Below are 24,458 nucleotides of genomic sequence, written 5' to 3'. Positions count from 1 at the left end.
CCCATGCAGTTCACTGCGCAAAACGTACGACGCACTGATTGTCAGTTGCACTGATCGTTCGCGCCGTGAAACACTTCCGGCGTCCGACCAGGACGGACCTCCCGTCGGGGACAGGGGAACAGGAAGGTGGAAGCAGGCATGCGCAGCACGTACCACGGAGCTCAGCGGAGCACCGGTCTCTTCGGCACCCACCCGCGTGCGGGCCTCACCGACCCCGCCGTCATCGCCGCCTACGTCACCGCCCGGATCGAGGACCCGTCGCTGCTCTCCCGCCGCGCGGAGCCGTCCTACGCCGACTTCTTCAGCACGCAGCAGGCCTGAGGACCCGGGGGAACACGACCGCATGCCGTTGACCGTCGTCCGCCGCGAGCACGTCCACCTCTACACGCGGCAACCGCGTTCCGAGGCCGCGAAGGCCGCCGTCGACGCGCTGCTCCGCCTGCAGCACGCCGAGGAACAGCACATCGAGCACGCCCGGGTCGAGAGCGGCCTGTCGAACAACGAGTTCCTCGCCGTCCGGTACCTGCTGCAGGCGCACCGCGACGGTCGGGCGATGGGCCCGAAGGACCTCGCCGTGATGCTCGCGGTGTCGAACGCCTCGGTCACGAAGATCGTCGACGGCCTCGTCGAGAAGGGGCACCTCGTCCGCTCTGCGCACCCCACCGACCGTCGCGCGCAGGTGCTCGAGCCGACCGACCAGGCGGCCGCCAGGATCGACGAGTCGTACGCGCGGTTCCACGAGATCGTCGTCCGGGTCGTGGACGCACTCCCGGAAGCCGACAACGAGGTCGTGGCGACGGCGCTGCGCCAGGTCGTCGACGCCCTCGCTGAAGCGGTTCCGGAGCCCGAGGACGAGTACACCGTGGACGACACCACCGCCTGAAACCTTCCAGCGGTAAGTTGTTCCCATGACCCATGCCGAGGACGCCGAGCGCGCGCCCCGGCGTGGGTACCGCAAGGGGGCCGAGCGACGGGCCCAGATCCTCGACGAGATGATCCGGATGGTCGCCGAGCAGGGCGTCGACGCGTCCTCGTTGCGCTCCGTCGCCGAGGCGCTCGGCATCACGCACGCGGCGCTCCGGCACTACTTCCCCTCGCGCGACGAACTCCTGCTCGCCGTCTACCGCGAGCACGAGGTCCGCGAGCAGGGCGCTCCCGACCGGATGCCGTCGGCGATCGGGGACATGCGCGAGAGCGCCGAGCGGAACCGCGCCGTCCCTGGCCTCGTGCAGCTCTACACGACGCTCGCGGCCGACGCCGTCAGCGAGGGGCACCCGTCGACGCGGGAGTTCATGCGTGAGCGGTTCGCCCGGCTCCGCGGGGAGCTCGCCGACCTCATCCGTCGCGACCAGGACCTCGGCCGGATCCGCGCGGACCTCGACGCCACCGACCTCGCCAGTCTGAGCATCGCGGCGTCGGACGGCCTGCAGGTCCAGTGGCTGCTCGACCCCGACGCGGTGGACGGCGAACGCGTCCTGCACCTGCTCGAGCAGATCGTTCCACCAGCGCCCTGACGGCCGACCGGACCGACGGGGCGGAGGTGACCCGCGCCTCCAGGACGCGGGAACGGCCGACCCCGTCGGGGCCGGCCGTTCCTGTGGTGCGCGGTGTCTAGGCTGCGACGCCCTCGGCGAGGACCGCGGCGGCGGGGTCGAAGTCCTCGGGGAGCGGCTGCACCTTCTCGATCGACGAGGTGATCTCGACGGCCTGGCCGGACTCGGCCGCGTCGCGGATGCCGAGCATCACGTCGAGTGCGTGCGACGCGACGGCTCCGGAGGCGCGCTCCGGTCGGCCCTCGGCGATCGCGCGCGCCAGCTCGACGACGCCGGTCCCGCGACCCCACGTGGAGCCCTTGTGCGCCAGCGTGGTCGGCTCGTCCTTGCCGAGCGTCCACAGCGTGCTGTCGCCGTCGAAGACGTTCGGGTCCGGCAGCACGATCGTGCCCTCGGAGCCGTTGATCTCGACGAAGCCGTTGCGGGGCAGCGCGTGCTGGAACGACAGCGTCGTCTGCGCCGACTGACCGTCCGCGAACGAGATGAGCGCCGCGTGGTGCGTCGGCACCTCGACCGGGAACTCGGTGCCGGCGCGCGGGCCGGAGCCGATGACGCGGGTGTCGCGGGACTTCGACGACACGGCCTGCACGCGCGAGGCGGAGCCGAAGGCGTGCAGGAGCGTCGTCACGTAGTACGGGCCGATGTCGAACAGCGGACCGGCGCCCTGCGCGTACAGGAACTCGGGGTCCGGGTGCCACTGGTCCGGGCCGGGCACGTGGAACATCGTCGTCGCGGTGAGCGGCGTGCCGATGTCACCGCGGGCGATGGCGCGGATCGCGGTCTGGATCCCGGCACCGAGCACGGTGTCGGGAGCGCAGGCGTAGCGGACGCCGGCGGCGGCCGCGGCGGCGAGGAGCGCCTGCGCGTCCTCCGCGTTCGTGGCGACGGGCTTCTCGCTCCAGGTGTGCTTGCCGGCGGCGATGATCTGCTGGCCGACCTTGGCGTGCTCGGCGGGGACCGTGATGTTGACGACGATCTGGATGTCGTCACGGGCGAGGAGCTCCTCGACCGTGCCGGACGCCGCGACGCCGTACTTCTCGGCCTGCGACGCCGCGCGCTCGAGGATGAGGTCGGCGACCATCAGGACCTCGACGTCGGCGAACTGCGTGAGGTTGGTCAGGTACTGGTCCGAGATGTTCCCGGCACCGATGATGCCGACTCCGACGCGGCTCACGCGGCGCTCCCGGCGGTGTCGTTCGCCTTCAGCCAGGTGAGCGACTCGGTGATGCCCTCGAACACGTCGCCCGAGTAGGCGTCGAACTCGACCACGCGGATCGCCTGCGGTGCGGCGGCGAGGATCGCGGGGACGTCGACGTCGCCCTGGCCGGCCGGCGTCTGGTTCTCGAAGGCGCGCTGGAGCGCCTCCGGGACGATGAGCGCGCTCTCCGACGAGGGCAGGGCGGTGCGGATGTCACCGTCGACCTTGCCGTCCTTCACGTGGATCGCGACGACGCGGTCGCCGAGCGACTTCAGGACGGCGGGGGCGTCGGCGCCACCGACGGTCGCCCAGAAGGTGTCGACCTCGAGCACGGTCTCGGGGGAGAGCTGCGACACGAAGTGCTCGTAGACGGTCTTGCCGTCGACCTTGTTCGTGAACTCCCACTGGTGGTTGTGGTAGCCGAACTTCAGCCCGCGCGACGCGGCCTCGGCGGTGAGGACGTTGACGCGCTCGGCGATCTTCGCGACGTCGTCGGCGGTCTGCCAGCGGTCGGTCGGGATGAACGGGTCGATGACGGTCTGGATCCCGAGGCGCTCGGCAGCGTCCCAGATCGGCGTCGTGTCCTCGGCGTCGATCACGGCGACGTGGCCCGACGGAGCCTTCAGACCGGTGGCGGCGAAGGCCTTCTCGAGGTCGGCGGCACGCTCGACGAACGCGTAGGGCTCGACGTTCTCGTAGCCGATCTCGGCGACGCGGGCGATGGCCTGGTCGAGGTCGGCCGCGATGGCGTCGCGCAGCGAGTACAGCTGCACAGAGGTGGTGGGCATTGCAGGGGGCTCCTTCGGTCCTGACTGGAGACTCTCGACCTGCCGGAACACGATGCTCCGCGGCGAGATCGAGTACGACGCTACCCGAAAAACCATCCGGTGTGCAGTTTCTCCGGACACCCCCCGACACGTCGTGTCGACGTGATGTACGCTCGCTCATGTCAAAACCTTGTACAGCAAGGTTTTCATCGACTCAAGGAGGCGTCATGAGCACACCCGAACCCGCGGAGACACCGGTCCTGCTGCACCCCGAAGAGGGCATCACCCAGCCGGTCAGCACGATGCGTGTGGGTGTCGGCTACCAGGTCGCCCTGTTCCTCGGCCAGTTCGGGCTGTTCGTGGCGCTCATGGCCCCGGTCTACGTGAGCATGCAGCTCAAGGCGCAGGCGCTCGTCGGGAACGACGCCGCCGACGTCATCGGCTCGGTGCTGCCCATCGGCGCGTTCGGCGCGATGATCATGAACCCGCTCGCCGGCGCACTGTCCGACCGGACCCGCACCCGCTGGGGCCGCCGCCGTCCGTGGATGCTGACCGGCGTCGTGGTCTTCGCGATCGCCCTCGCGTGGATCGCATACGCACCGGACACCCTGCAGCTCACCTTCGGGTGGCTGCTCGCCCAACTCGCCGCGAACACCGTGCTCTCCACCCTCACGGCGAGCTTCGCCGACAACGTGCCGGAGTTCCAGCGCGGGAAGGCGTCGAGCATCATCGCGCTCGCGCAGAACATCGCCGTCCTCGCCGGCACCTACCTGTCGGTGTTCTTCGTCGCGAACCTGCCCGTGCTGTTCATCGCGCCGGGCATCCTGGCGATCGTCCTCGTGGTGGTCTACGCCCTCGTCGCGCGGGACGACCTGCCGACCTACACGCTCAAGAAGTTCACCTTCCTCAACCTCATCGCGTCGTTCTGGACGAACCCGATCAAGAACCCGGACTTCGCCTTCGCGTGGTGGTCGCGCTTCCTGATCATCTTCGCGACGTTCATGTTCACGACCTACCGCCTGCTCTACATGCAGCAGCACATCGGCATCGACGACGCGGCCGACGCCACCGCGGCCGTCGCGTTCGGCGTCCTGCTCTACACGATCGCACTCCTGGTCAGCGCGGCACTGAGCGGCTGGGCCTCCGACCGGCTCGGGCGGCGCAAGGTCTTCGTCGCCGGCTCCACGGCGCTGTTCGCGGTCGGGCTCGTCGTGCTCGCCCACGCCGAGACGGTCGGCGGGTTCTACGTCGCCGAGGTGATCATGGGCTTCGCGTACGGCATCTACTCGGCGATCGACACCGCGCTCGTGGTGGACGTCCTGCCGAACGCCGACCGCCCCGGCAAGGACCTCGGCGTGATCAACATCGCGAACGCGCTCCCGCAGTCGCTCGCACCGGCCGCCGCCCTGTTCTTCCTGAAGATCGGGACCGACGGCACCGCCGACAACTACCAGCTGATGTGCTGGGCCGCCGGTGTCGTCGCGATCCTCGGAGCGCTCGTGGTGCTCCCGATCAAGCGGGTCCGCTGACCCGGACGGGAGGCTCGGCTCGCGTCCGCAGGCGACGCCCGGCCCGGTACGCGCCGGGCCGCAGCCGCCCTGCCGGGCCCGCGCCGAGCCTCCCGGCTAGCGTGGACGGGTGCTCGACGACGGAACCCTGACCTTCGACACCCCTGCCGGACGCATCCGCGGCTCCCGGGACGGCGACGTGGTCCGCGTGCTCGGCGTGCCGTACGCGCGGGCCGAGCGGTTCCGGCCGCCGGAGCCGATGCCCGTCTTCGCCGACGTGTTCGTCGCTGACACGCCGGCCCCGGTCGCACCACAGCCGCCGGCGACGGTGGTGGACCAGCTGCTGCACCCGATCGAGGCGCGGGTGGACGAGCACTGCCAGGCGCTCTCGATCACCGTGCCGGCCGACCTCCGTCCGGACGAGCGGCTGCCCGTGATGGTGTGGATCCACGGCGGGTCCTACGTCATCGGCGGCGGGGACGTCCCGATCAACGACCCGTACGACCTGGTGCGCGAGCAGCGGGTCGTCGTGGTGACGGTGACCTACCGGTTGGGCGTCCTCGGCTTCCTCGGTGACGGGGAGCGGGTCCCGCCGAACCTCGGACTCCTCGACCTGGTCGCGGCGCTGCGCTGGGTGCACGGCACCATCGCTGCTTTCGGTGGTGACCCCGACGGCATCACCCTGTTCGGGCAGTCGGCCGGTGCGGACGCGATCGCGCACCTGATGATCAGCGACGGGACCGCCGGACTGTTCCGGCGCGCGATCGTCCAGAGTGCGCCACTCGGGCTCTCGCGGGGCCGTGCACGGATGAACCGGGCGATGGTCCGGGCGGTGGGCCCCGTCTCGGCGGACACCCCGCTCGACGACCTGTACGAGCGCCAGGACCGTGCGACCCGGATCGGCGGGCGCCACGGGCTGCGTGGCGGGATGCCCTACGGCACGCAGTACGGCTTCGCCCCGCTGCCCGCCGAGCGTGACCTCGACCGAGCGTGGCGTCGCGTCGCGCGGGACGTGGACGTGCTCATCGGGTCGACGTCCGACGAGGCCGGCATGTACGTCGCCGTGCTCCCGGCGCTGTCGAGGCTCGCACGGAACCCGTGGGCGCGGGCGCTCCTGCGCTGGTGGGTGGTCCGTCCGCTGACCGAGGTGATCTACGGCCGCGACGCCCGCGCGTTCGCCCGACGACACCGGGCCGCCGGGGGCCGGGCGGTCGTGTACCGGCTGCTCCGCGGAGCCACCGCCGGTCCGACCGGCGCCGTGCACATGCACGACCTGCCGCTGCTGCTCGGTCGGCGCGGGGCCTGGGCCGGGAGCCGGTTCGTGCCGGAGCGGGACTGGCCCGAGGTGGAGCGACGCGGCCCCCGTGTCCGCGCGATCTGGGCCGAGTTCGCGAGGACTGGTCGGGTCACCGCGGCCGACGACGAGACGCTGGTGTTCGACCGGGGCTGAGCGATCGTGTGCGGCGGTCCGGCTCAGCCGACGCCGGGACTGTCGATCGTGCCGTCGGGTGGGGGAAGGATGTCGGCGGCGATCCAGGGGAAGACCCAGGTGAAGAGGACGGACGTGATCGCGGCGAGGAGGACGACGAGTTCGAGGACCTTGAGGGCGGTGGGTCCGGGGAGGGCGCGCCAGACGAGGGGGAAGATCACGAGGGGGTCTCCGAGAGTTCCTTGGGGGTGCCGTCGGCAGCCTGCATCCAGTAGTCGAGCTTCGCGTGCGTGACGTAGCGTTCCTTGGCGGACCACATCGGGTGGCAGGCGGTGAGGGTGAGCCAGCGGTCGTTCGTGGTGGGGGCGACGCCGGGCTGGTTGGGGACGGGGGCGATGGTCTCGATGTGGTCGGGGGTGACGATCTGGCTGTCGGTGACCTTGTAGACGTACCAGACGTCGAAGTCCTTGGCGGTGTCGGTGACGCGGACGACGATGCTGTCGTCGGTCTTGAGTTCGGCGATCTGGTTGAGGGGTTTGCCGTAGGTGACGCGGTGTCCGGCGACGGCGAAGTTGCCTTCGGAGCCGGGCATCGCGGTGTCCTGGTAGTGGCCGAGGCCGATGGTGTTGAGCACCTCCTCGCGGTTCGTGCCCTCGCCGATCGGGCGGATGTAGTCCTTGCCGAACCGGGGGATCTGCATGGTCCCGAACACGTCGCCGACGGACCCGGGCTCGGCGAGCACGGGAGCCGCTCCGCGTCGTTCGGTCCCTGCGGAGGCCTTCGTGCGGTGCTGCCCGAGGTCCCGCACCAGGGCGGTCTGCTCGTGGACGGCGACGACGTCGGTCCACCACGCCGTCCACGTCACGTAGAGCCCGGTGCCCACCCCCGCGATGATCAGGAGCTCCGCGAGCAGTGCCATCAGGACGGCACGGGCGCTCGGACGTCGTCGGGCTGCGGCCCGGTGCGGTGCGCGGACGTCCCGCCGCCGGGTCGTGGCGGGTCTGGTCCAGGCGTTCGACGGCGCACGATCCGTCTCGCGGTCGATCACGCGACGACGAAGAACTGGTCGCCGACGTCGACCCGGGCACCCCGGCGCGCCGGTACGGCGATGCCCGGGGAGCACACCTGCCGCACGCCGTCGTGGGTGACCGTCGTCCCGTTCGCCGAACCGAGGTCCTCGACGACCAGGCCTGCGCGGTCGACGGTGAACCGGAGGTGCGCGTTCGAGACGCTCCGGGTCGGGTCGACGAAGCGGACGCCGTTGTCGTGACCGACCGGGCGTCGTCCGAGGACCCCCGTCCCGGCGACGTCGAGCGTGGTGCCCGTGCTCGTGAAGAGTCGCGCGCTGCTGACCGGCTCGATCCGACGTCGGTTCGTGACGACGGTGTGCTCGAGCTCGCCGAGGTCCATCGGCCCGGTCGTTGACAGATCCGCCACCGCAGTCGTCGTCAGGTCCGTCGGTCCGGCGGTGTCGGTCAGGCTCGGGCTGGCGGGGACCGGCGCCTCGGGCAGCGTCGTCTCCGTCGCGGTGCTCGGCGGCACCTCCGCGGCGCGGGTCGGCGTCGTCTCGAGGGCAGGCCCGGGAGCGACGAGGGGTTCCACGGGAGCGACGGCGGGGTCTACGGGAGCGACGGCGGCGGCTACGGCAGCAGCGTGGGGAGACGGCATCGGGGGGATCGGCGGGACCACCGGTCCGTCCGGTGTCGTCCCGAGGCCGGTGGGCGTCGCGACCTCCTCCGGCGTCGCCGGTGGCGTGTGCGCGGCGGTGGCGCCCGTGTCCGTCGGGAGACGCACGGGGATCACGGTGTCCGTCGTGATCGGGGCCACGGGGCGGCCCGGGGCGGCACCACGGTCGGTGTCTCCGGAGCCCGGTTCGATGGGCGCCGGGGGCGCCGGGGGCGTCCGCGGTGCCTCGGGCTCGACGACTGCGGCTGCGGGCTCCGGGGTGTCGTCGAGGTCGACGGACCCGTCCGACCGGACCACCAGGTGCCAGTCGCCCTCGACGCCGGTCGTGTGCAGGCGCACCGGACTGCCGACCTCCTCGGCGATCTGGACGACGGCGTCGAGCGCTGCCTCGCGGGCGAGGTCGGCGGTGCCGTGCGACGAGGTCTCCGTCCGACCCTCGAAGGTCAGTGCGAGGGTGCCGGTTGCGGACACGTGGACGTGGACGGACGGGGTGGTGGTGGTGACGTGCATCGCTGGTCCTTGTGGGTGTTCGGGAGGAGTGGTCACGGAGTGGGCAGGGCAGCGCTCGCGGCACGGACGCGCCACCCCGCGTCGTCGGTGGAGACCTCGACGCGGTAGTCCTGGTCGAGCGACGCACCGGACGCGGTCGTCCAGCGGACGGTGGCGAACCCGACCCGCCGGTCGCCGCCACCGCGCTCCACCCGCCAGTCGATGAGCTCGGTGTAGCGCAGGGTGCCGTCGAGTCCGGTGGAGGTGTTCCCGCTGTCCGAGAGCGTGACGTTCCCCTGGCCGAGCGCGGCGAAGTACTGGGCGACGGCGCCCCTGGTGCGCTTCGAGGCGTCGGCGTCGAGCGCGAAGGACGAGTCCGCCGGGGTCGGGGCACTCGCCGGGACGCCGACGGATGCCGGCAGTCCGGACACCCAGACCCGCGACCCCACGACCATGACCGGGACCTGGAGCGACATCGTCGACGTCGTCGGGCTGCGCCCGTCCGGAGCACTCGTCACCGGGAGCACGACCGTCACGATGGCGTCAGCAGCGTCCACGTAGGTGAAACCGGCGGCGCGTGCCTGGCCGGCCGTCGACGTGCCGGTCCCGTCCCACCCGGCCCGCCCGGGGATCCCGCCGACCATCAGCGTCGACAGTGCCTCGGAGCGTGCGGCGGGGTCGGCGGCGTCCCACGTGAAGTACGCCTCGGCGAACCGTTCGGCGGTCGAGGCGGCGACGGCCTGCGGGAAGGTCGCCGAGGCCGGGGTGCTGCTGGCGCTGACCGGCGCGAACATCGCCCGGAGCCCGACGGCGAGCGTCAGGAGGGCAGCAGCCGCGACGAGGACCTGGATGCCGCGCGTCCAGGAACGTCGTCCGCCACGGGAGCCGAGGCCGACGACGTCGCGGAGGACCTCGAGGACTGCGCCGCGCGGTGTCGGCACCACGGGGTCCGCTGCCGTCGGTGCAGCGACCCGGCGTGGGCGCCGCGTCGGTGCCGTGCCGTCCGGCGCCGGCTCCGTGGGGTGTCCGGCGGGCGGCGGGACGGGCACCGGTGCCGGTGCCGGTGCCGGTACCGTCGCGGGTGCGGGTGCGGGTGCGGGTGCGGGTGCGGGTGCGGGTGCCGGGGTCGGTGCGGCCGAGGCGACCGGGATCACGTCGGCGGCGACGGCGGCAGGGACGACGTCGGCAGGGACGACATCGGCGGCGACGGTCGGGTCGAGGTGCCGCTCGTCCTCGGGCACGCGCCACGGTGGCACGGTCGGCGAGGTCGGCACGGTCGGCGCAGTAGCGCAGACGTGAGAGGCGCCCTGCTCACGTCCGTCATGCAGGGTCGCACCGCGGACCCACCCCGGTGTCCGGCGTGTGGCGTCGGGCTCGTTCCGGTCTGTGGGTGGGGTGGGGGTCACCGCGGGAGTCGGGGTGACCGAGGCTCGCGACGTGGCGGGGCGGGCCCAGCCCCCGGCGCCGGAGTCGGGCACCGGGTGCTGGAGACGCGCGCGTCGCTCGCGCAGTTCTCTGCGCGAGAGAAGGACCTCTGCCATCGCCTGCTCCTCGTTCGGGTTCTCCTATTCTACAGCATGAATACAAAATATCATATGGCGACCAGCCCCCCGAACTGGCGTCGCGGCCACCGCCGTCCGACTCGGACAATCGACCACGTGCCCACGACCGCCGACAGCGACCTCCGCGCCAGCATCGTGTCCGCGGGGGTCTTCGCCTACCGTGCAGCCGACTTCCACCAGGTGGGCCCGGCCGAGGTCGCCGTGCACGCGGGCATCGCGATCGCGGACCTCGAGCGGGCGTTCCCGGTGTGGGAGCTCTTCGTCGTCGCCGTGATGGACCGGTGGAACGCCGCACAGCGGGTCGCACTCCGGTCCGTGGCCGAGCAGGACGGAGCCGTTGCGTACGTGCGTGCGCGCCTCGAGACGGGGCTCGGCGACCCGGCACTCGTCCGGCTGCGTCTCGCCCTGCTGAGCGCGGCGTCGAACCCCGCCCACGCCGCCGCCGGGTGGTTCCGTGCGCAGTACACGAGGTCGTTCGAGGACCTCGCGCTGACCCTCACGCGCGACGTCATCGCCGGCCGCGAGGCCCCCGGCACGTCCGTCCGGCACGGCGCCGAGCAGCTCCTCGCCCTTTACGAGGGGCTCCAGCTCCAGTCGATCCTCCGCGACGACGTCGACCTGCTGGCGGGCTTCGACCGAGCCGTCACCCGGATGCGCGTCGGTTGGGATGCGGTCCTGCTCGACTGACGGCGCACGGTCCCAGGCCGGGAGGCTCGGCGCGGCATGCGCGTAGTCCCGCACCGTGCTGCGATGGTCGGGAGATGGAGTACACGGACTACGACACCCGACTCGCCGCCTACGGCGTGGTCGTCCGCGACGGCCGGGTCCTGCTCGCCATGCAGCGCTTCCCGGAGGCCGGGACCTGGGCGCTGCCCGGCGGCGGCGTGGAGTTCAACGAGACCGTCGAGGACGCGGTCGTCCGGGAGTTCATGGAGGAGACCGGCTACGAAGTCGCCGTCGACGGCCTGCTCGGCATCCGACACCACGTCGTCCCCGCCGAGCGCCGGATGCACGAGAACGGCCGGCCGATGAAGGCCGTGCAGGTGGTGTTCCGCGTGCGGGTCACCGGCGGCGAGCTCCGCGACGAGGTCGACGGGTCGACGGAACGGGCTGCGTGGATCCGGGTCGCGGACCTGCCGCACCACCGGCACGGCCTCGTCGTCCCCGTCGCCCTGGGCTGGGCGGGCGAACTCGGCGCCTGAGGACCGCCTACTCGGCGACGGCCTCGGCGACGACGCTGAAGACGTTGCCGGACGGGTCGGTGAACCAGGCGATGAGCGGACCACCCCGGCGGTTCACGCCCTTGTCGTCGGTCATCCCGTCGTAGCGCAGGAACGTCACGCCCGCGGCGGTGAGCTCGTCGACGGCGGCGTCGACGTCCGGCACGGGGAAGTTCAGCACCGTGAACGAGGCCGGTTCGTGCGCGTCGCCCTTCGGGTAGGCCAGCACGTGCCGACCGTCGCCGAGCTGGATCGCCAGCATGCCGTGGTCCTCGGTGACCTCGAGCCCGAGGACGCCCTCGTAGAACGCCCTCGCCTCGGCCGTGTCCCTGACCGAGAACCCGCTGAACGCCTTCGTGGCATCGATGCCCATGCCGACAGTGAACCACTCTGCGAGGATGGTGGCGTGCCCGACCCCGGATCGATCGACGCCGCCGTCACCCACGCCGTCGCACTGGCGTCGGCAGGAGGGCGCTCCGTGATCGGCGTCGCCGGGGCCCCCGGTGCGGGCAAGTCGACCCTGGCCCGCCGTGTCGTCGCAGCGGTGGACGATCGACTCGGAGCCGGGACCGCCGTCCAGGTCCCGATGGACGGGTTCCACCTGGCGAACGCGGCCCTCGACGCGCTCGGCCGACACGACCGCAAGGGCGCGATCGACACCTTCGACGCGCACGGCTACGTGGCGCTGGTGCGGCGGCTGGTCGCCGCTGACGAGCCTGTCGTGTGGGCGCCGGACTTCGACCGCCGGGTCGACGAGCCCGTCGCCGGCAGCATCGCCGTGCAGCAGACCGCGGCGCTCGTGGTCACCGAGGGCAACTACCTGCTCGACGAGACGGAGCCGTGGGCGGTCCTCCCCGACCTCCTCACCGAGACGTGGTGGTGCCAGGTGGACGACGGGATCCGCCTCGACCGCCTGGTCGGACGGCACATGCGGCACGGCCGCGACCACGAGGCGGCGATGCGCTGGGCGACGGAGGTCGACGGCGTGAACGCCGCACGCGTCGCCGCCACGGCGAGCCGAGCCTCCCGGATCGTCCTGACCTGACCCGCCCACCGAACCGAGGGAACCGACATGACCATCGCCATCACCGGTGCGACCGGCAACATCGGCGGCGCCGTCGCCCGCGCGCTCGCCGCGGACGGCGTGCCGTTCCGGATGATCGTCCGGGACGCCGCGCGGGCGCCCCGGCTCCCCGGCACGGACGTGGCCGTCGCGACCTACGAGGACGTCGAGGCCTCGCGTGCGGCGCTCGAGGGCGTCGATCTCCTGCTCATGGTGTCCGGCGCGGAGGCCGAGGACCGGCTCGTACAGCACCGTGCCTTCGTCGGCGCGGCCGCGACGGCCGGTGTCCGGCACGTCGTCTACACGTCCTTCTCCGGAGCGGCCGCGGACGCGACCTTCACGCTCGGCCGCGACCACTGGGCGACCGAGGAGGCGATCCGAGCCACGGACATGGCGCACACGTTCCTGCGGGACAGCTTCTACCTGGACTTCGTCGAGGACCTCGTCGGCGAGGACGGCGTGATCCGCGGCCCCGGCGGGGACGGCGCGATGGCGGCGGTCGCCCGGGCGGACGTCGCCCGGGTCGCCACGACGGTGCTGCGCGACCCCGCGGCGCACCTGGACCGGACCTACGAGCTGACCGGGCCGGTGGCGATCACGCTCGAGCAGGCGGCCGCGATCGTCAGCGCCGAGCGCGGGCGGACGGTGACGTACCACCGGGAGACGCTCGACGAGGCTTACGCGTCGCGCGCGCGGTGGAACCCGGAGCCCTGGCTCGCGGACGCCTGGGTGAGCACGTACACGGCGATCGCGGAGGGCGTGCTCGCGCGGGTCTCCGGCGACGTCGAGCGGATCACCGGACGTGCGCCGATGACGCTGCAGGACGTGCTCCGCGCGGGCTGAGCCTCGGCGCCGACCTATCGGGCGGCCGCGGCGGGGCACCCGGCAGCTCCGTCAGGGCACCCGGCGTGCGGCCAGCGTCCCCACGACACCGAGGGTCAGCACGGCCACGAGCACGACGAGCAGCGGCGCGGTCCAGCCGCCCGTCGCCCCGTGCAGGGCCCCGGCGACGAGCGGCCCCGCCGACCCGATGAGGTACCCGCCGCCCTGCACGAAGGCGGACATCCGGCGGGCGTCGACGTCGTTCGAGACGAGCCGCACGATCACGATGAAGATGATCGTGATCCCACCGCCCTGCGCGGCCCCGCCGAGGATCGACCACAGCAGCCAGAGCTGCGGTGCGACGAGCAGACCCAGCGGCATCGCGAGCCAGAGGAACGCGACCAGGGAGATGATGACGCGCGGGCGCCAGCGGGACGCGAGCACCGGGACGCCGAGTGCGCCGACGACGGCGAGGATCTGGAACACCGACGAGCTCGCCCCGGACGACGCCTTCGAGAAGCCGATCTCGTCGTGCAGCAGCGTCGGGATCCACGCAGTGAGCGCGTAGTACGAGAACGCCTGACCGCCGAACGCGAGCGTCAGGCCGATCGTCACCCACCGGTTCGGACGGACGGCCTCGCGCGTCGCGGCATCCGGGAGCCGGATCGCTCCCGTGCCGAGCACCTGGTCGATCGGTCCGGTCGCGGGCGTCGGTCCGTCCGCCGCACCCGGGCGTGGTCCGAGCCAGGCCGCGCGGGCACCGACCGTCCACGTCCAGGCGAGCCCGGCGATGACGGCCAGCGCGCCCCAGACCGCGATCGCCGCTGGCCATCCCCACACGGCGGCGAGCGGGGCGGTGGCGAGGGAGGTCAGCATCGAACCGACGTTGAGCGCCGACGTGTAGACGCCGGTGACGATCCCGACGCGCTCCGCCGAGGTGTCCCGGCGGATGACGACGGGGATCACCACGTTGCCGATGGTGATGCCGACGCCGATCACCGCGGTGCCGACGAGCAGCGCACCCGCGCTCGGGAGCGAGCGGACGACGGTGCCGGCGAGCACGACCAGCAGCGACAGGCTCACGGCCCGCTCGGGCGTCGCCTTGGCGATGACCCAGCTGGCCAGGGGCGTCGCGAGCGCGAAGCACAGGACGGGGATCGTCGTCAGCAGGCCGGCGACGGTGGCGCTCAGGCCGAGGTCGAGTCGCACGTCCCCGATGACGGGGGCCGGCGCGACGATCGGCCCGCGGAAGTTCAGCGCGACCAGGACGATCGCGACCGGCAGGACCCACGCGGCGCGACGGGCGACGGCGCCGGTGCTCACGGCAGGCGGGACGCGCTGGTCGCCGCGTCACCGGACGTCGCGGCGGACTCCGGCAGCAGGATCGGCAGCAGGTCGAGCGGGGTCGCCGCCTGCGCGATCGTGCCCTCGGCCTCGGCGGGGGAGCCGTAGCCCCACTCCGCGAAGACCACGGGGACGCCGTGCGCCGCTGCACCCTCGACGTCGTGCAGCCGGTCCCCGACGAGCACCGGTCGGGTGACGTCGAAGCCGCGGGCGTCGAGGCGACGCAGGGCCTCCTCGACCACGTCCGCCTTCGACGAGCGCACCTCGTCGTCGCTCGCGCCGGTGATGACGTCGATGTCCCCGACGAGGCCGTAGTGGTCGAGGATGTACGTCGCCGGGGTCTCCGGCTTGCTCGTCGCGGTGGAGATCGGCAGACCCGCCTCGTGCAGGGTGCGGAGCACGACGTCGATGCCCGGGAACATCGCCGAGTCGAGGGCGCCGTGCGAGAGGTAGTGCTCGCGGTACACGGCGAGGGTCCGGTCGGCCATGGCCTCGTCCATCCCCATCGCGACGCGGAAGGTGTCGAGGATGGGCGGCCCCACGAACGACATCAGCGTCGCGTGGTCGGGGACGGGCACGCCGACCGTGCGGAACGTGTGCGTGAGGCTCTCGAGGATGCCCGGCGCCGAGTCGCTGATGGTGCCGTCGAGGTCGAAGAGGATGGCGCTGAACGGGCGTGTCATGACCGGTCCAGCCTAACCGGGGCGGTGGAGCCGGCCGTCAGCGAGCGCGGCCGGCGTCGCGGAGCCGCGCCGAGCCTCCAGGCGGGTGCCGTCAGAACCGGCGGGCGCCCCTCAGAACAGGCGGGTGTGGCCGCCCTCGATGCCGCGCATCGCGTCGTAGTCGAGGACGAGGACGCGGATGCCGCGGTCCTCCGCCAGGGTGCGCGCCTGCGGTGCCACCGTCTGCGCGGCGAGCACGCCCTGCACCGGACGGAGCATCGGGTCGCGGTTCATCAGCTCGAGGTAGCGGGTGAGCTGCTCGACGGCGTCGATGTTCGCGTTGCGCTTCATCTCCACCGCCACGCTCGTACCGGCGTCGTCCCTGGCCAGGATGTCCACCGGACCGATCGCCGTCATGTACTCCCGACGGACGAGCGTGTGACCGTCGCCGAGGAGCTCGATCTGCTCGGCGAGGAGCTGCTGCAGGTGTGCCTCGACGCCGTCCTTGACCAGGCCCGGGTCGATCCCGAGGTCGTGGCTCTCGTCGGCGATCACCTCGTGGATGCTGACGATGAGCCGGTCCTGCGTCTTCTTCTGCGTGACGGTCCACACCTGCTCGATGCCGGCCTCTGCCTGCTCGTCGGACGGCTCGCCGATCTCGACGGAGCACGGCGGGCTCATCCAGTTGAGCGGCTTGTAGCTGCCGCCGTCCGAGTGGACGAGCAGTGAGCCGTCGGCCTTGAGCATGAGCAGCCGGGTCGCGAGGGGCAGGTGGGCCGACAGACGACCGGCGTAGTCGACGGAGCAGCGGGCGATGACGAGACGCACCCGGGAAGCCTAACGGCCCTGGAGGCTCGGCTCGCTCCCGGCGGGTCGGCCCGCCTCCGCCGTCCGCTCGCGGGCCGCACCCGACGCCAGACCGGCCGCGACGATGAAGACGAACACGATGAGGAGCCCGTGCAGCAGGCCGAAGTGCTCGCCGACGAGGCCGATGATCGGCGGTCCGGCGAGGAACGCCACGTAGCCGATGGTGGCCACGGCGCTGACCCTGGCCGCCGCGGTGCGGGGGTCGTCGGCGGCGGCGGACATCCCCATCGGGAAGCCGAGGCTCGCACCGAGTCCCCAGAGCACCACGCCCACGATCGCCAGCGGCACGTTCGGCACGAAGATGAGCATGCCGAGGCCGACGACCGCGACGGCGGCGCTGGTCCGGAGCACCGGGACCCGGCCGAACCGGTCGATGAGCGGGCTGCCGGCCAGGCGACCGATCGTCATCGCGGCGAGGAACACCGTGAGCACCGCCGACCCGGCGTCGTTCTCGAGGCCGTGGCCGTCGATCATCGCGAGCGGGAGCCAGTCGTTCGCCGAGCCCTCGGCCAGCGCCATGCCGAGCACGATGACGCCGATGAGCAGGGTCGACGGCTGCTTCCAGACCGCCCAGCGGGACACGGGCAGGGCGACGGGGGAGGTGTCCGTGGGCTCGGGTTCGGTGACCCGCTCGTCGCCGAACCAGCGGACGGCGACGGTCATCGCGATGCCGACGAGCACGCCGAGCACGATGAAGTGGAGCGCGACCGGGACCTCGAGCCGCTCGGCCAGGGCGCCGAGTCCCGCGCCGGCGAGGGTGCCGAGGCTGAACGCGGCGTGGAACATCGGCATGATCGTCCGCCCGCCGAGGCGCTCCGCGGTGGCCCCGGACACGTTCATGGACACGTCGGCGAGCCCGTTGCCGAAGCCGAACGCGATGAGGCTGGCCCAGATCGCCGCGAAGCCCCAGCCCATGCTGACCGAGAGCCCGGCCATCACCATCCCGAGCACCATGCTCGCGGCGGCGATCTGGACGCTGTGCTTGGCGCCGGCCCGCGCGACGATGTGCCCGGCGACGGTCAGGCCCGCGATCGAGCCGACGCTCATGCCGACGACGAGCAGGCCCATCTCGAGCGTGGTCGCGTCGAGGGCGTCCCGGACGCTCGGGATGCGGCCGAGCCAGGTCGCGATGGCGAGTCCGGAGAGGGTGAACACCACGAACACGGCCGTGATCCACGCTCGGGTGCTGGGGGCGGTGCTGGTCCTGCTGGCAGACGCCGTCGTCATGTGCTCGTCCTGTCGGTGGTACTCGGCGGTCGAATCGATTCGACCGTGGTTGTCGGATACGCTAACGCCCGATGGACGAACCGGCAACAACCCCTGGCGCGTCGGCGGGACCCAGCCGCCCGACGCTCGCCGCCGTCGCGCGCGCGGCTGGGGTGGCCGCCTCGACGGCGTCCCTGGCGTTCAGCGGCAGCGGTCCGGTGTCCGAGGAGACCCGGACGCGGGTGCTCGCGGCGGCCGCTGCCCTCGGGTACGACGGACCCGATCCCCGTGCTCGCTCCCTGCGGCGCGGACGCTCCGGCGTGATCGGAGTCGTGATGGACGACCGGCTCAGCGACGCGTTCCGCGACCCGGTGAACGTGCTGACGCTCGACGGCATCGCCGAGGTCGCCGGCGAGGCCGGGGCGTCCCTGCTCCTGGTCCGCAGCCCGCTCGACGACGAGCGTGGGATGGGCCCGCTGGTCGACGCCCCGATGGACGCGGTGGTGCTCGTCGGGTGCAACGTCCGGGTCGACCGCGCGGTGGCCGTGCTCCGCCGCCGCGGGATCCCCGTCGTGGCGATCGAGGCCGACGACATCGAGGGAGCGGTCCCCATCCAGCTCGACAACCGCGAGGCCTCCCGCCGCGCCGCCGCGTTCCTCCGCGACCTCGGGCACACCGCCGTCACGGTCGTGACGCTGCCCCTGGACGCCTCCCGCCGCCAGGGACCGATCTCCGAGGAGCGCTTCGCCGAGGGCGCTGCCTTCACCGCGATGGAGCGGCTGCGCGGGGTGCGCGGGGTGTACCCGGACGCCCCCGCCATCGAGGCCGCCGGCAGCTCGGTCGAGGACGGCCGGACCGCGGGGCAGGCGCTCTTCGCCCCCGGTGGCAGCCGACCGACCGCGGTGATCGCGCAGAGCGACCTGCTCGCCGTCGGGGTGATCTCGGCCGCCCTCGAGCACGGGCTCCGGGTGCCGGAGGACGTCAGCGTGGTGGGCTTCGACGGCATCCACGTCGACGACAGCCTGCTGCACCGCTCACCCATGCGGCACCTGACGACGCTCGTGCAGCCCTTCGTGCAGAAGGGACAGGCGGCGGCCCGCGCTGCCCTGGCCATGCTCGAGGGCGGATCAGGCGAGCCGGCGTCCTTCCGCTCCGAGCTCCGCATCGGCGACACGACGGGCGCCCCGCGGACGTAGCGCGTCGCCCGCCGCGCCGCCCCGTCCGCCGAGCGCCCGCCGGATGTTCGCGCTCACCGACACTCCACGGGCTCGCGGGTGCGTGAACTGTCGGTGAGCGCGAGGAGTCGTGCCGCCGCGCGCCTGCCCGCCGCGCCCGCCCGCGCTCAGCGCGCCATCGCCACCGCGATCCACCCCGGCCGGTGCGCCCGTAGGCCGAGCGTCACCGCGCGCACCCCGATGTACCCGAACGAGAACACCGCCCACATCGCCGCGAGGTCGTTCCCGAACACCCACAGCAGCGGCAGGTACACGACGAGGTTCACTCCGCCCGCCAGCGCCAGGTACCGGGCGTCCCCGGCACCGATGAGCACGCCGTCGAGCACGAAGACGTAACCAGCGATCGGCATCCCCACCGCGATGAGGACGAGCACGACCGGCAGCGCCGACCGCACCGCGCCCGAGTCCGAGAACACGGGGCCGAGCACCCCGCTGAGCGCGAGGGTGAGCCCGCCGAGCAGCACACCGCCGACGATGCCGAGCACCACGAGCCGGCCGGTCACGAGCCGCACCCGGTCCGCGTCCCCGGCGCCGAGGGCGTGTCCGACCAGGGCCTGCCCGGCGATCGCCAGGGCGTCCAGCGCGAATGCGAGCGTCCCGAACACCGTCAGCCCGACCTGCGTCGTCGCGAGGCCGGTCGTCCCCAGCCCTGCGGCGACGGCGATCGTCGCGAGCATCGCCACGCGGAGCGACGCCGTCCGGAGGAACAGCCACGCGCCGGAGCGCAGCGCCCGCGCGACACCGGACGCCCCCGGCCGGAGCGGTGCCCCGACGGCCCGGGCCGCCCGCACCGCGATCACGACGTACACGGCCGCCATCGCCCACTGCACGATCACGGTGCCGGCGGCCGAGCCCACGACGCCCCATCCGAGCCCGTAGATGAGCAGCGCGTTCAGCAGCCCGTTCGCCACGAACCCGACCGACGCGACGACGAGCGGTGTCCTGGTGTCCTGCAGGCCACGCAACAGCCCGGTCGACGCGGTCACGACGAGGATCCCGGGCAGCCCGACCAGCGAGACGAGCAGGTACGCGGTCGCGGCCTCCGACACGGCGGCGTCCGCCCCGAAGAGCCCGACGAGCCCTGCGGCGAGCGGCCACCCGACGAGCGCGAGCACCACGCCGAGCCCCAGCGCGAGCCACATGCCGTCGATCCCCGCGTGCACCGCGCCACGCCGGTCACCCCGGCCGAGCGCGCGGGCGACCGCCGGGGTCGTCGAGTAGGCCAGGAACACCAGGAGCCCCGTGACCGTCTGCAGCACCGCACTCGCGAGCCCGACGGCCGCGAGCGGGGTGGCGCCGAGGTGGCCGACGAGCGCCGTGTCCGTCATCAGGAACAGCGGCTCGACGACGAGGGCACCGAGCGCCGGCAGCGCCAACCGGACGATGTCGCGGTCGACGGCACGACGGGACGGAGGCATCAGGACATCATGCCGGACGCCGGAGCCGGACTGGAGGCTCGTGGCGGGGCCGGTCCGGGCCTCCTGTCCGGCGCCGGGTCACCGACCGTCGGCGCGCGGCTCCGCGGGGACCGCCCCGGTCGCGGCGTGTGCCGCGTCCGACGCCTCCGGCGTCGCCTGGTCGGTGCCCCGGGCACGACCGACCAGGTCCATCACGTGGTAGACGACGATCGCGGCGACGGTGCCGAGGATGATGCCGCCGAAGCTCGCCTGCCCGAAGGAGAACGTGAAGTCGGCGATGCCGATGATGAGCGCGATCCCGGCCGTCAGCTGGTTCTTCGGCTTGGCGAAGTCCACCCGGTTCTCGACCCAGATCCGGATGCCGATCACGCCGATCAGGCCGTACAGCGCAGTCGTCGCGCCGCCGAGGACACCGGCCGGGACGGAGGAGATGACGGCACCGATCTTCGGCGACAGGCCGAGCACCACCGCGGCGATCGCCGCGACCCAGTAGGCGGCGGTCGAGAAGACGCGGGTGGCGGCCATCACGCCGATGTTCTCGCCGTAGGTGGTCGTCGCGGAGCCGCCGCCGACACCGGCGAGCACGGTGGAGATGCCGTCGGCGAAGAGCGCCCGCCCGGTGAGCGGCGTGAGGTCGCGGCCGGTGAGCTGCCCGACGCCCTTGACGTGCCCGACGTTCTCGGCGATGAGCGCGAGGACGACCGGCACGAACGCCAGGTAGATCGCGAGCTGCGCGGGGTCGAACGCCGGGGCGGTGAACTCGGGCAGGCCGATCCAGGCGGCGTCCCCGACCGCGGAGAAGTCGACCTGCCCGGCGACCAGTGCCGCGACGTACCCGACGACGACGCCGATCACGATCGAGAGGCGGCCGATGAGGCCCTTGAACAGGACGGTGACGAGGATGATCGTGGCGAGCGTGATCACGGCGACGAGGGGCGCCTTCGTGAAGTTGTCGCGGGCCGCCGGGGCGAGGTTGAAGCCGATGAGCGCCACGATCGCGCCGGAGACCACCGGCGGCATCAGCCGGTCGATCCACCCGGCGCCGGCGAGGTGCACGACGAGGCCGACGACCGCCAGCAGCGCACCGACGACGATGATGCCGGAGAGGGCGAGCGGGATGCCGCCGATCTTCGTCGCGGCGCCGATCGGAGCGATGAACGCGAACGACGACCCGAGGTAGCTCGGCAGCCGGTTGCCGGTGATCAGCAGGAACAGGATCGTCCCGATGCCGCTGAACAGCAGTGTGGTCGACGGTGGGAAGCCCGTGAGCAGCGGTACGAGGAACGTCGCACCGAACATCGCGACGACGTGCTGTACGCCGAGTCCGATGGTGCGTGGCCACGTCAGTCGTTCGTCCGGTGCCACGATCGTCGTCGCGGACACCGTCGCGCCGTCCCCGTGCAGCTTCCATCCCAGTCCCATGCTCATGACGGTAGTGGGTGGCTATCGTGGTGCGCATGACCGACGTGCACGGCGCCACCGGAATCCAGACGGACCAACTCGACTCGACGGTGCAGGCCAAGGACGACCTGTACCGGCACGTCAACGGGAAGTGGGTGCAGTCGACGCCGATCCCGGACGACAAGGCGCGCTACGGCTCGTTCGTCGTCCTCGCCGAGGCCGCCGAGGCCGCCGTCCGCACGATCATCGAGCGCTCGCAGCAGGCCCCGGCCGGCTCCGAGGAGCGCAAGGTCGGCGACCTCTACGCGTCGTTCATGGACGAGGAACACCTCGAGGCGCTCGGCACCGCCCCGATCGAGCTGCTGCTGGCCGAGATCGAGGCGATCGCGACGACGGCCGACGTGATCCGCATGGTCGGGCGCTTCGAGCGGCTCGGGCTCCCGAGCTTCCTGCAGCTCTTCGTCGACAACGACCCGGGTGACCCGGAGTCCTACGTCGTCTTCCTCGAGCAGTCCGGCCTCGGGCTCCCCGACGAGTCGTACTACCGCGAGGAGCGCTTCGCCGACGTCCGCGACAAGTACCGCGAGTTCGTCGCCGCGATGTTCCCGCTCGCCGGCTTCGACGACGGCGCCGACCGCACCGAGCACGTCATCGCGCTCGAGACCGCGCTCGCGGGCAAGCACTGGGACAACGTCGCCACGCGGGACAGCCAGAAGACGTACAACAAGCTGCCGTGGGCCGAGGTCGCGGCGCTCGCCCCGGGGATCGACCTGCAGCAGTGGTGGGAGGCGATCGACGCACCGGCCGGCGCCTTCGAGACCGTCGTCGTCCGCGAACCGTCGTTCCTCACCGGGCTGGCCGAGCTGCTCGGCTCCGTGTCCCTGCCGGCCTGGAAGGACTGGCTGCGCTGGCAGGTCGTCCGTGGGTCGGCCCCGTACCTGACCAGTGCGTTCTCGGCCACGAGCTTCTCGTTCTACGGCACCGCGCTCACCGGCGCCCCGAAGCAGCGCGACCGCTGGAAGCGCGGCGTCTCCCTGGTCGAGGGCGGGATGGGCGAGGCCGTCGGTCGGATCTACGTGCAGGAGCACTTCGACGAGACCTCGAAGGCGACGATGGACGACCTCGTCGCGCACCTGGTCGAGGCCTACCGCCAGAGCATCACGGCGCTCGACTGGATGACCGACGAGACCCGTGGTCGCGCGCTGGAGAAGCTCGACAAGTTCACGCCCAAGATCGGGTACCCGGTGCGGTGGCGCGACTACTCGGCGCTCCCGGTCAGCGCGGACGACCTGCTCGGCAACGTCCGAGCGGTGGCGAACTTCCAGGTGGACCGCGAGCTCGGCAAGATCGGCAAGCCCATCGACCGCGACGAGTGGTTCATGACGCCGCAGACGATCAACGCCTACTACAACCCCGGGTTCAACGAGATCGTGTTCCCTGCGGCGATCCTGCAGTTCCCGTTCTTCGACGCCGGCCGTGACGCGGCCGCCAACTACGGGGCGATCGGTGCCGTCATCGGCCACGAGATCGGGCACGGCTTCGACGACCAGGGCTCCCAGTACGACGGCGACGGCCGGCTGCAGAACTGGTGGACCGAGGCGGACCGCACCGCGTTCGAGGAGCGCACGAAGGCCCTCATCGCCCAGTACGACGCGCTCGTCCCGACCGAGGTGCCCGACGGTCACGTCAACGGCGCGCTGACGATCGGCGAGAACATCGGTGACCTCGGCGGCCTGTCCATCGCGTGGAAGGCGTACCTGCTGTCGCTCGACGGGCAGGAGCCGCCCGTGATCGACGGCCTCACCGGTGCCGAGCGGTTCTTCCTCAGCTGGGCGCAGGCGTGGCGGATGGCGATCCGACCGGAGGAGGCCGAACGCCTGCTCACGATCGACCCGCACTCGCCGAACGAGTTCCGCTGCAACCAGGTCGTCAAGAACATCGACGTGTTCTACGACACGTTCGGCGTGACCGAGCAGGACGCGATGTACCTCGACCCTGCCGAGCGCGTCGCGATCTGGTGATGGTCGAGCCCGACGCGGCACCGTCCTCGCGGCGGCGGCGCCAGCAGGACGACCGCGCCGGTGCCGGCTCGCGGGCGCGGGCCCGCGGTCGGCACCGGGGTGGCTCCGACGAGCGCTTCCCGGCGACGGTGGAGGCACTCGGTGCGCTCGCCGTCGCGGGCGCGGGCGTCAGCGCGTCGGTCATCGACACGTCGACCGGACGAGCGCTGGTGGCCGTGGACGACCGGCTCGCACAGCCCGTCGGTAGTCTCGGGCGCATCCTGCTGCTCATCGAGGTCGCCGCGCGGCTCGAGGACGGGCGGCTCCACGGCGACCGACTCCAGCGCATGGCCCGCGATGCCGCGACGGGGCCCGGACTGTGGCAGTTCCTGCAGGAGCCGACCATGCAGGTCCCCGACCTCGCCACGCTGGTCGCGGCGACCGCTGACGCCTGGGCGACGAACGCCCTGCTCTCCACCGTGGGGATCGACGCGGTCCGCGAGCGGGCCGAGGCGCTCGGCGTCGAGCGGTCGGCGTTCATCGACCGGGTCCGGGACCGCCGCGGGCCCGACGACGCGCCGGACGCGGCCGTGGCGGCGTCCGGGGAGCTCAGCTGGGTGATGCGCGGCCTGGCGCTCGGCGAGGTCGTCGACGAGGGCGTGTCGAACCGGGTGCTCGGCTGGCTGTCCCTGGCGAGTGACCTCAGTCTCGTCGCCGGCTCGTTCGGCCTCGACCCGCTCGCGCACCGCGCGCTCGACCACGGGCTGCAGGCCGTCGCGGTGACGGGCTCCGGACCAGGTGTCCGGTCCGAGGCCGGCATCCTGCGCGGCCCCGGCTCGAGCGTGAGCTACGCCGTCACCGTGACGTTCGACGACGACACGCTCGACCGGCGTCTGGCGGTGGTCGAGGCCCTGCGCACCATGGGCACCGAGGTGCTCGAGGCCGCGCACGTGCCCGCGACCCGCTGACCGACCGACTCACCGGGTACGGAGAACGGCCCGGCCGGTCTCCCGGTCGGGCCGTCGTGG

The 24,458-nt window shown here is 72.5% G+C and carries 25 protein-coding genes; 12 read left to right on the top strand and 13 right to left on the bottom strand.

The window, feature by feature from the left end:
- The first annotated feature begins 138 nt into the window (after positions 1-138).
- From FS641_RS14890 to FS641_RS14880, 3 genes are read left to right on the top strand one after another with little or no spacing between them, the layout of a single operon-like run.
- The gene (locus tag FS641_RS14890; protein ID WP_144765165.1) at positions 139-321 is read left to right on the top strand and encodes a hypothetical protein; all 183 of its coding nucleotides are present in this window, start codon (positions 139-141) and stop codon (positions 319-321) included.
- A gap of 22 nt (positions 322-343) precedes the next feature.
- Positions 344-883, top strand: a complete 540-nt coding sequence (locus FS641_RS14885) for a MarR family winged helix-turn-helix transcriptional regulator (protein ID WP_144765163.1) — start codon at positions 344-346, stop codon at positions 881-883.
- Between the two features lie 25 nt (positions 884-908).
- Complete coding sequence (locus tag FS641_RS14880) at positions 909-1,514, top strand: TetR/AcrR family transcriptional regulator (protein ID WP_144765161.1); 606 nt, start codon at positions 909-911, stop codon at positions 1,512-1,514.
- Positions 1,515-1,611: 97 nt separating this feature from the next.
- Here FS641_RS14880 and FS641_RS14875 read toward each other — a convergent pair whose 3' ends face one another.
- The gene (locus tag FS641_RS14875) at positions 1,612-2,727 is read right to left on the bottom strand and encodes a Gfo/Idh/MocA family protein (RefSeq protein WP_144765159.1); all 1,116 of its coding nucleotides are present in this window, start codon (positions 2,725-2,727) and stop codon (positions 1,612-1,614) included.
- Positions 2,724-3,539, bottom strand: a complete 816-nt coding sequence (locus FS641_RS14870) for a sugar phosphate isomerase/epimerase (protein WP_186317785.1) — start codon at positions 3,537-3,539, stop codon at positions 2,724-2,726. The genes FS641_RS14875 and FS641_RS14870 overlap by 4 nt, the downstream gene beginning before the upstream one ends.
- Before the next feature lie 206 nt (positions 3,540-3,745).
- On the opposite strand from FS641_RS14870, the gene FS641_RS14865 reads away from it, so the two are divergent.
- Entirely contained in the window at positions 3,746-5,047 is a 1,302-nt protein-coding gene (locus FS641_RS14865) for an MFS transporter (protein ID WP_144765157.1), read from the top strand.
- Positions 5,048-5,156: 109 nt separating this feature from the next.
- A complete protein-coding gene (locus tag FS641_RS14860; RefSeq protein WP_260855852.1) occupies positions 5,157-6,476 on the top strand; it encodes a carboxylesterase family protein in 1,320 nt (439 codons plus the stop codon).
- Between the two features lie 23 nt (positions 6,477-6,499).
- Here the strand turns inward: FS641_RS14860 and FS641_RS18180 are convergent, their stop codons facing one another.
- The 4 genes from FS641_RS18180 to FS641_RS14845 are packed head-to-tail and all read right to left on the bottom strand — an operon-like array spanning position 6,500 to position 9,904.
- A complete protein-coding gene (locus FS641_RS18180; protein WP_186317788.1) occupies positions 6,500-6,676 on the bottom strand; it encodes a hypothetical protein in 177 nt (58 codons plus the stop codon).
- Positions 6,673-7,503, bottom strand: coding sequence for a class E sortase (locus FS641_RS14855; protein WP_260855851.1), 831 nt, complete (start codon positions 7,501-7,503; stop codon positions 6,673-6,675). Before FS641_RS14855 ends, FS641_RS18180 begins: the two co-directional genes overlap by 4 nt.
- On the bottom strand, positions 7,500-8,651 hold the full coding sequence (locus FS641_RS14850) for an FHA domain-containing protein (RefSeq protein ID WP_144765155.1): 1,152 nt from the start codon (positions 8,649-8,651) through the stop codon (positions 7,500-7,502). The genes FS641_RS14855 and FS641_RS14850 overlap by 4 nt, the downstream gene beginning before the upstream one ends.
- Before the next feature lie 32 nt (positions 8,652-8,683).
- Positions 8,684-9,904 (bottom strand): conjugal transfer protein, encoded by a 1,221-nt coding sequence (locus FS641_RS14845; protein WP_144765153.1) that lies wholly within the window; start codon positions 9,902-9,904, stop codon positions 8,684-8,686.
- Positions 9,905-10,288: 384 nt separating this feature from the next.
- Here FS641_RS14845 and FS641_RS14840 point away from each other — a divergent pair, with 384 nt between their 5' ends.
- Entirely contained in the window at positions 10,289-10,879 is a 591-nt protein-coding gene (locus FS641_RS14840) for a hypothetical protein (RefSeq protein WP_144765151.1), read from the top strand.
- A gap of 74 nt (positions 10,880-10,953) precedes the next feature.
- Complete coding sequence (locus FS641_RS14835) at positions 10,954-11,394, top strand: NUDIX hydrolase (RefSeq protein ID WP_144765149.1); 441 nt, start codon at positions 10,954-10,956, stop codon at positions 11,392-11,394.
- 7 nt (positions 11,395-11,401) lie between these two features.
- Here FS641_RS14835 and FS641_RS14830 read toward each other — a convergent pair whose 3' ends face one another.
- On the bottom strand, positions 11,402-11,785 hold the full coding sequence (locus FS641_RS14830; RefSeq protein ID WP_144765147.1) for a VOC family protein: 384 nt from the start codon (positions 11,783-11,785) through the stop codon (positions 11,402-11,404).
- Between the two features lie 33 nt (positions 11,786-11,818).
- Between FS641_RS14830 and FS641_RS14825 the strand changes: the two genes are divergently transcribed.
- Together FS641_RS14825 and FS641_RS14820 are read left to right on the top strand one after the other, a co-directional pair.
- Positions 11,819-12,457 (top strand): nucleoside/nucleotide kinase family protein, encoded by a 639-nt coding sequence (locus FS641_RS14825; protein WP_144765145.1) that lies wholly within the window; start codon positions 11,819-11,821, stop codon positions 12,455-12,457.
- A gap of 27 nt (positions 12,458-12,484) precedes the next feature.
- Complete coding sequence (locus tag FS641_RS14820; RefSeq protein ID WP_144765143.1) at positions 12,485-13,318, top strand: SDR family oxidoreductase; 834 nt, start codon at positions 12,485-12,487, stop codon at positions 13,316-13,318.
- Positions 13,319-13,369: 51 nt separating this feature from the next.
- On the opposite strand, the gene FS641_RS14815 is transcribed toward FS641_RS14820, so the two are convergent.
- The 4 genes from FS641_RS14815 to FS641_RS14800 form a co-directional block, all read right to left on the bottom strand.
- A complete protein-coding gene (locus tag FS641_RS14815; protein ID WP_144765141.1) occupies positions 13,370-14,620 on the bottom strand; it encodes a CynX/NimT family MFS transporter in 1,251 nt (416 codons plus the stop codon).
- Positions 14,617-15,324: an HAD hydrolase-like protein gene (locus tag FS641_RS14810; protein ID WP_144765139.1), complete on the bottom strand. Its 708-nt coding sequence runs from the start codon at positions 15,322-15,324 to the stop codon at positions 14,617-14,619. The genes FS641_RS14815 and FS641_RS14810 overlap by 4 nt, the downstream gene beginning before the upstream one ends.
- Positions 15,325-15,435: 111 nt before the next feature.
- On the bottom strand, positions 15,436-16,131 hold the full coding sequence (gene nucS / locus FS641_RS14805; RefSeq protein WP_144765137.1) for an endonuclease NucS: 696 nt from the start codon (positions 16,129-16,131) through the stop codon (positions 15,436-15,438).
- Between the two features lie 9 nt (positions 16,132-16,140).
- Positions 16,141-17,397 (bottom strand): MFS transporter, encoded by a 1,257-nt coding sequence (locus FS641_RS14800; protein WP_144765135.1) that lies wholly within the window; start codon positions 17,395-17,397, stop codon positions 16,141-16,143.
- A 71-nt stretch (positions 17,398-17,468) separates the two neighbouring features.
- Between FS641_RS14800 and FS641_RS14795 the strand changes: the two genes are divergently transcribed.
- Complete coding sequence (locus tag FS641_RS14795; protein WP_144765133.1) at positions 17,469-18,572, top strand: LacI family DNA-binding transcriptional regulator; 1,104 nt, start codon at positions 17,469-17,471, stop codon at positions 18,570-18,572.
- A 146-nt stretch (positions 18,573-18,718) separates the two neighbouring features.
- On the opposite strand, the gene FS641_RS14790 is transcribed toward FS641_RS14795, so the two are convergent.
- Both FS641_RS14790 and FS641_RS14785 read right to left on the bottom strand, forming a co-directional pair.
- The gene (locus tag FS641_RS14790) at positions 18,719-20,029 is read right to left on the bottom strand and encodes an MATE family efflux transporter (RefSeq protein ID WP_144765131.1); all 1,311 of its coding nucleotides are present in this window, start codon (positions 20,027-20,029) and stop codon (positions 18,719-18,721) included.
- A gap of 78 nt (positions 20,030-20,107) precedes the next feature.
- The gene (locus FS641_RS14785; RefSeq protein WP_144765129.1) at positions 20,108-21,451 is read right to left on the bottom strand and encodes a uracil-xanthine permease family protein; all 1,344 of its coding nucleotides are present in this window, start codon (positions 21,449-21,451) and stop codon (positions 20,108-20,110) included.
- A gap of 35 nt (positions 21,452-21,486) precedes the next feature.
- Here FS641_RS14785 and FS641_RS14780 point away from each other — a divergent pair, with 35 nt between their 5' ends.
- Both FS641_RS14780 and FS641_RS14775 read left to right on the top strand, forming a co-directional pair.
- Positions 21,487-23,451: a M13 family metallopeptidase gene (locus FS641_RS14780; protein ID WP_144765127.1), complete on the top strand. Its 1,965-nt coding sequence runs from the start codon at positions 21,487-21,489 to the stop codon at positions 23,449-23,451.
- On the top strand, positions 23,451-24,398 hold the full coding sequence (locus FS641_RS14775; RefSeq protein ID WP_144765125.1) for a serine hydrolase: 948 nt from the start codon (positions 23,451-23,453) through the stop codon (positions 24,396-24,398). Before FS641_RS14780 ends, FS641_RS14775 begins: the two co-directional genes overlap by 1 nt.
- The last annotated feature ends 60 nt before the right edge of the window (positions 24,399-24,458 follow it).

The organism is Curtobacterium sp. 9128 (assembly GCF_007673775.1).
Lineage (GTDB): Bacteria > Actinomycetota > Actinomycetes > Actinomycetales > Microbacteriaceae > Curtobacterium.
This window is presented reverse-complemented; position numbering and strand designations above follow the sequence as displayed.

What these genes read in the sequence shown, in the direction of transcription:
- FS641_RS14890 (WP_144765165.1), top strand. Translation starts at nt 139, where the DNA reads ATGCGCAGCACGTACCACGGAGCTCAGCGGAGCACCGGTCTCTTCGGC.
- FS641_RS14850 (WP_144765155.1), bottom strand. Translation starts at nt 8,651, where the DNA reads ATGCACGTCACCACCACCACCCCGTCCGTCCACGTCCACGTGTCCGCA.
- FS641_RS14830 (WP_144765147.1), bottom strand. Translation starts at nt 11,785, where the DNA reads ATGGGCATCGATGCCACGAAGGCGTTCAGCGGGTTCTCGGTCAGGGAC.
- FS641_RS14790 (WP_144765131.1), bottom strand. Translation starts at nt 20,029, where the DNA reads ATGCCTCCGTCCCGTCGTGCCGTCGACCGCGACATCGTCCGGTTGGCG.
- FS641_RS14885 (WP_144765163.1), top strand. Translation starts at nt 344, where the DNA reads ATGCCGTTGACCGTCGTCCGCCGCGAGCACGTCCACCTCTACACGCGG.
- FS641_RS14880 (WP_144765161.1), top strand. Translation starts at nt 909, where the DNA reads ATGACCCATGCCGAGGACGCCGAGCGCGCGCCCCGGCGTGGGTACCGC.
- FS641_RS14780 (WP_144765127.1), top strand. Translation starts at nt 21,487, where the DNA reads ATGACCGACGTGCACGGCGCCACCGGAATCCAGACGGACCAACTCGAC.
- FS641_RS14870 (WP_186317785.1), bottom strand. Translation starts at nt 3,539, where the DNA reads ATGCCCACCACCTCTGTGCAGCTGTACTCGCTGCGCGACGCCATCGCG.
- FS641_RS14775 (WP_144765125.1), top strand. Translation starts at nt 23,451, where the DNA reads ATGGTCGAGCCCGACGCGGCACCGTCCTCGCGGCGGCGGCGCCAGCAG.
- FS641_RS14800 (WP_144765135.1), bottom strand. Translation starts at nt 17,397, where the DNA reads ATGACGACGGCGTCTGCCAGCAGGACCAGCACCGCCCCCAGCACCCGA.
- FS641_RS14835 (WP_144765149.1), top strand. Translation starts at nt 10,954, where the DNA reads ATGGAGTACACGGACTACGACACCCGACTCGCCGCCTACGGCGTGGTC.
- FS641_RS14820 (WP_144765143.1), top strand. Translation starts at nt 12,485, where the DNA reads ATGACCATCGCCATCACCGGTGCGACCGGCAACATCGGCGGCGCCGTC.
- FS641_RS14795 (WP_144765133.1), top strand. Translation starts at nt 17,469, where the DNA reads ATGGACGAACCGGCAACAACCCCTGGCGCGTCGGCGGGACCCAGCCGC.
- FS641_RS14785 (WP_144765129.1), bottom strand. Translation starts at nt 21,451, where the DNA reads ATGGGACTGGGATGGAAGCTGCACGGGGACGGCGCGACGGTGTCCGCG.
- FS641_RS14865 (WP_144765157.1), top strand. Translation starts at nt 3,746, where the DNA reads ATGAGCACACCCGAACCCGCGGAGACACCGGTCCTGCTGCACCCCGAA.
- FS641_RS14810 (WP_144765139.1), bottom strand. Translation starts at nt 15,324, where the DNA reads ATGACACGCCCGTTCAGCGCCATCCTCTTCGACCTCGACGGCACCATC.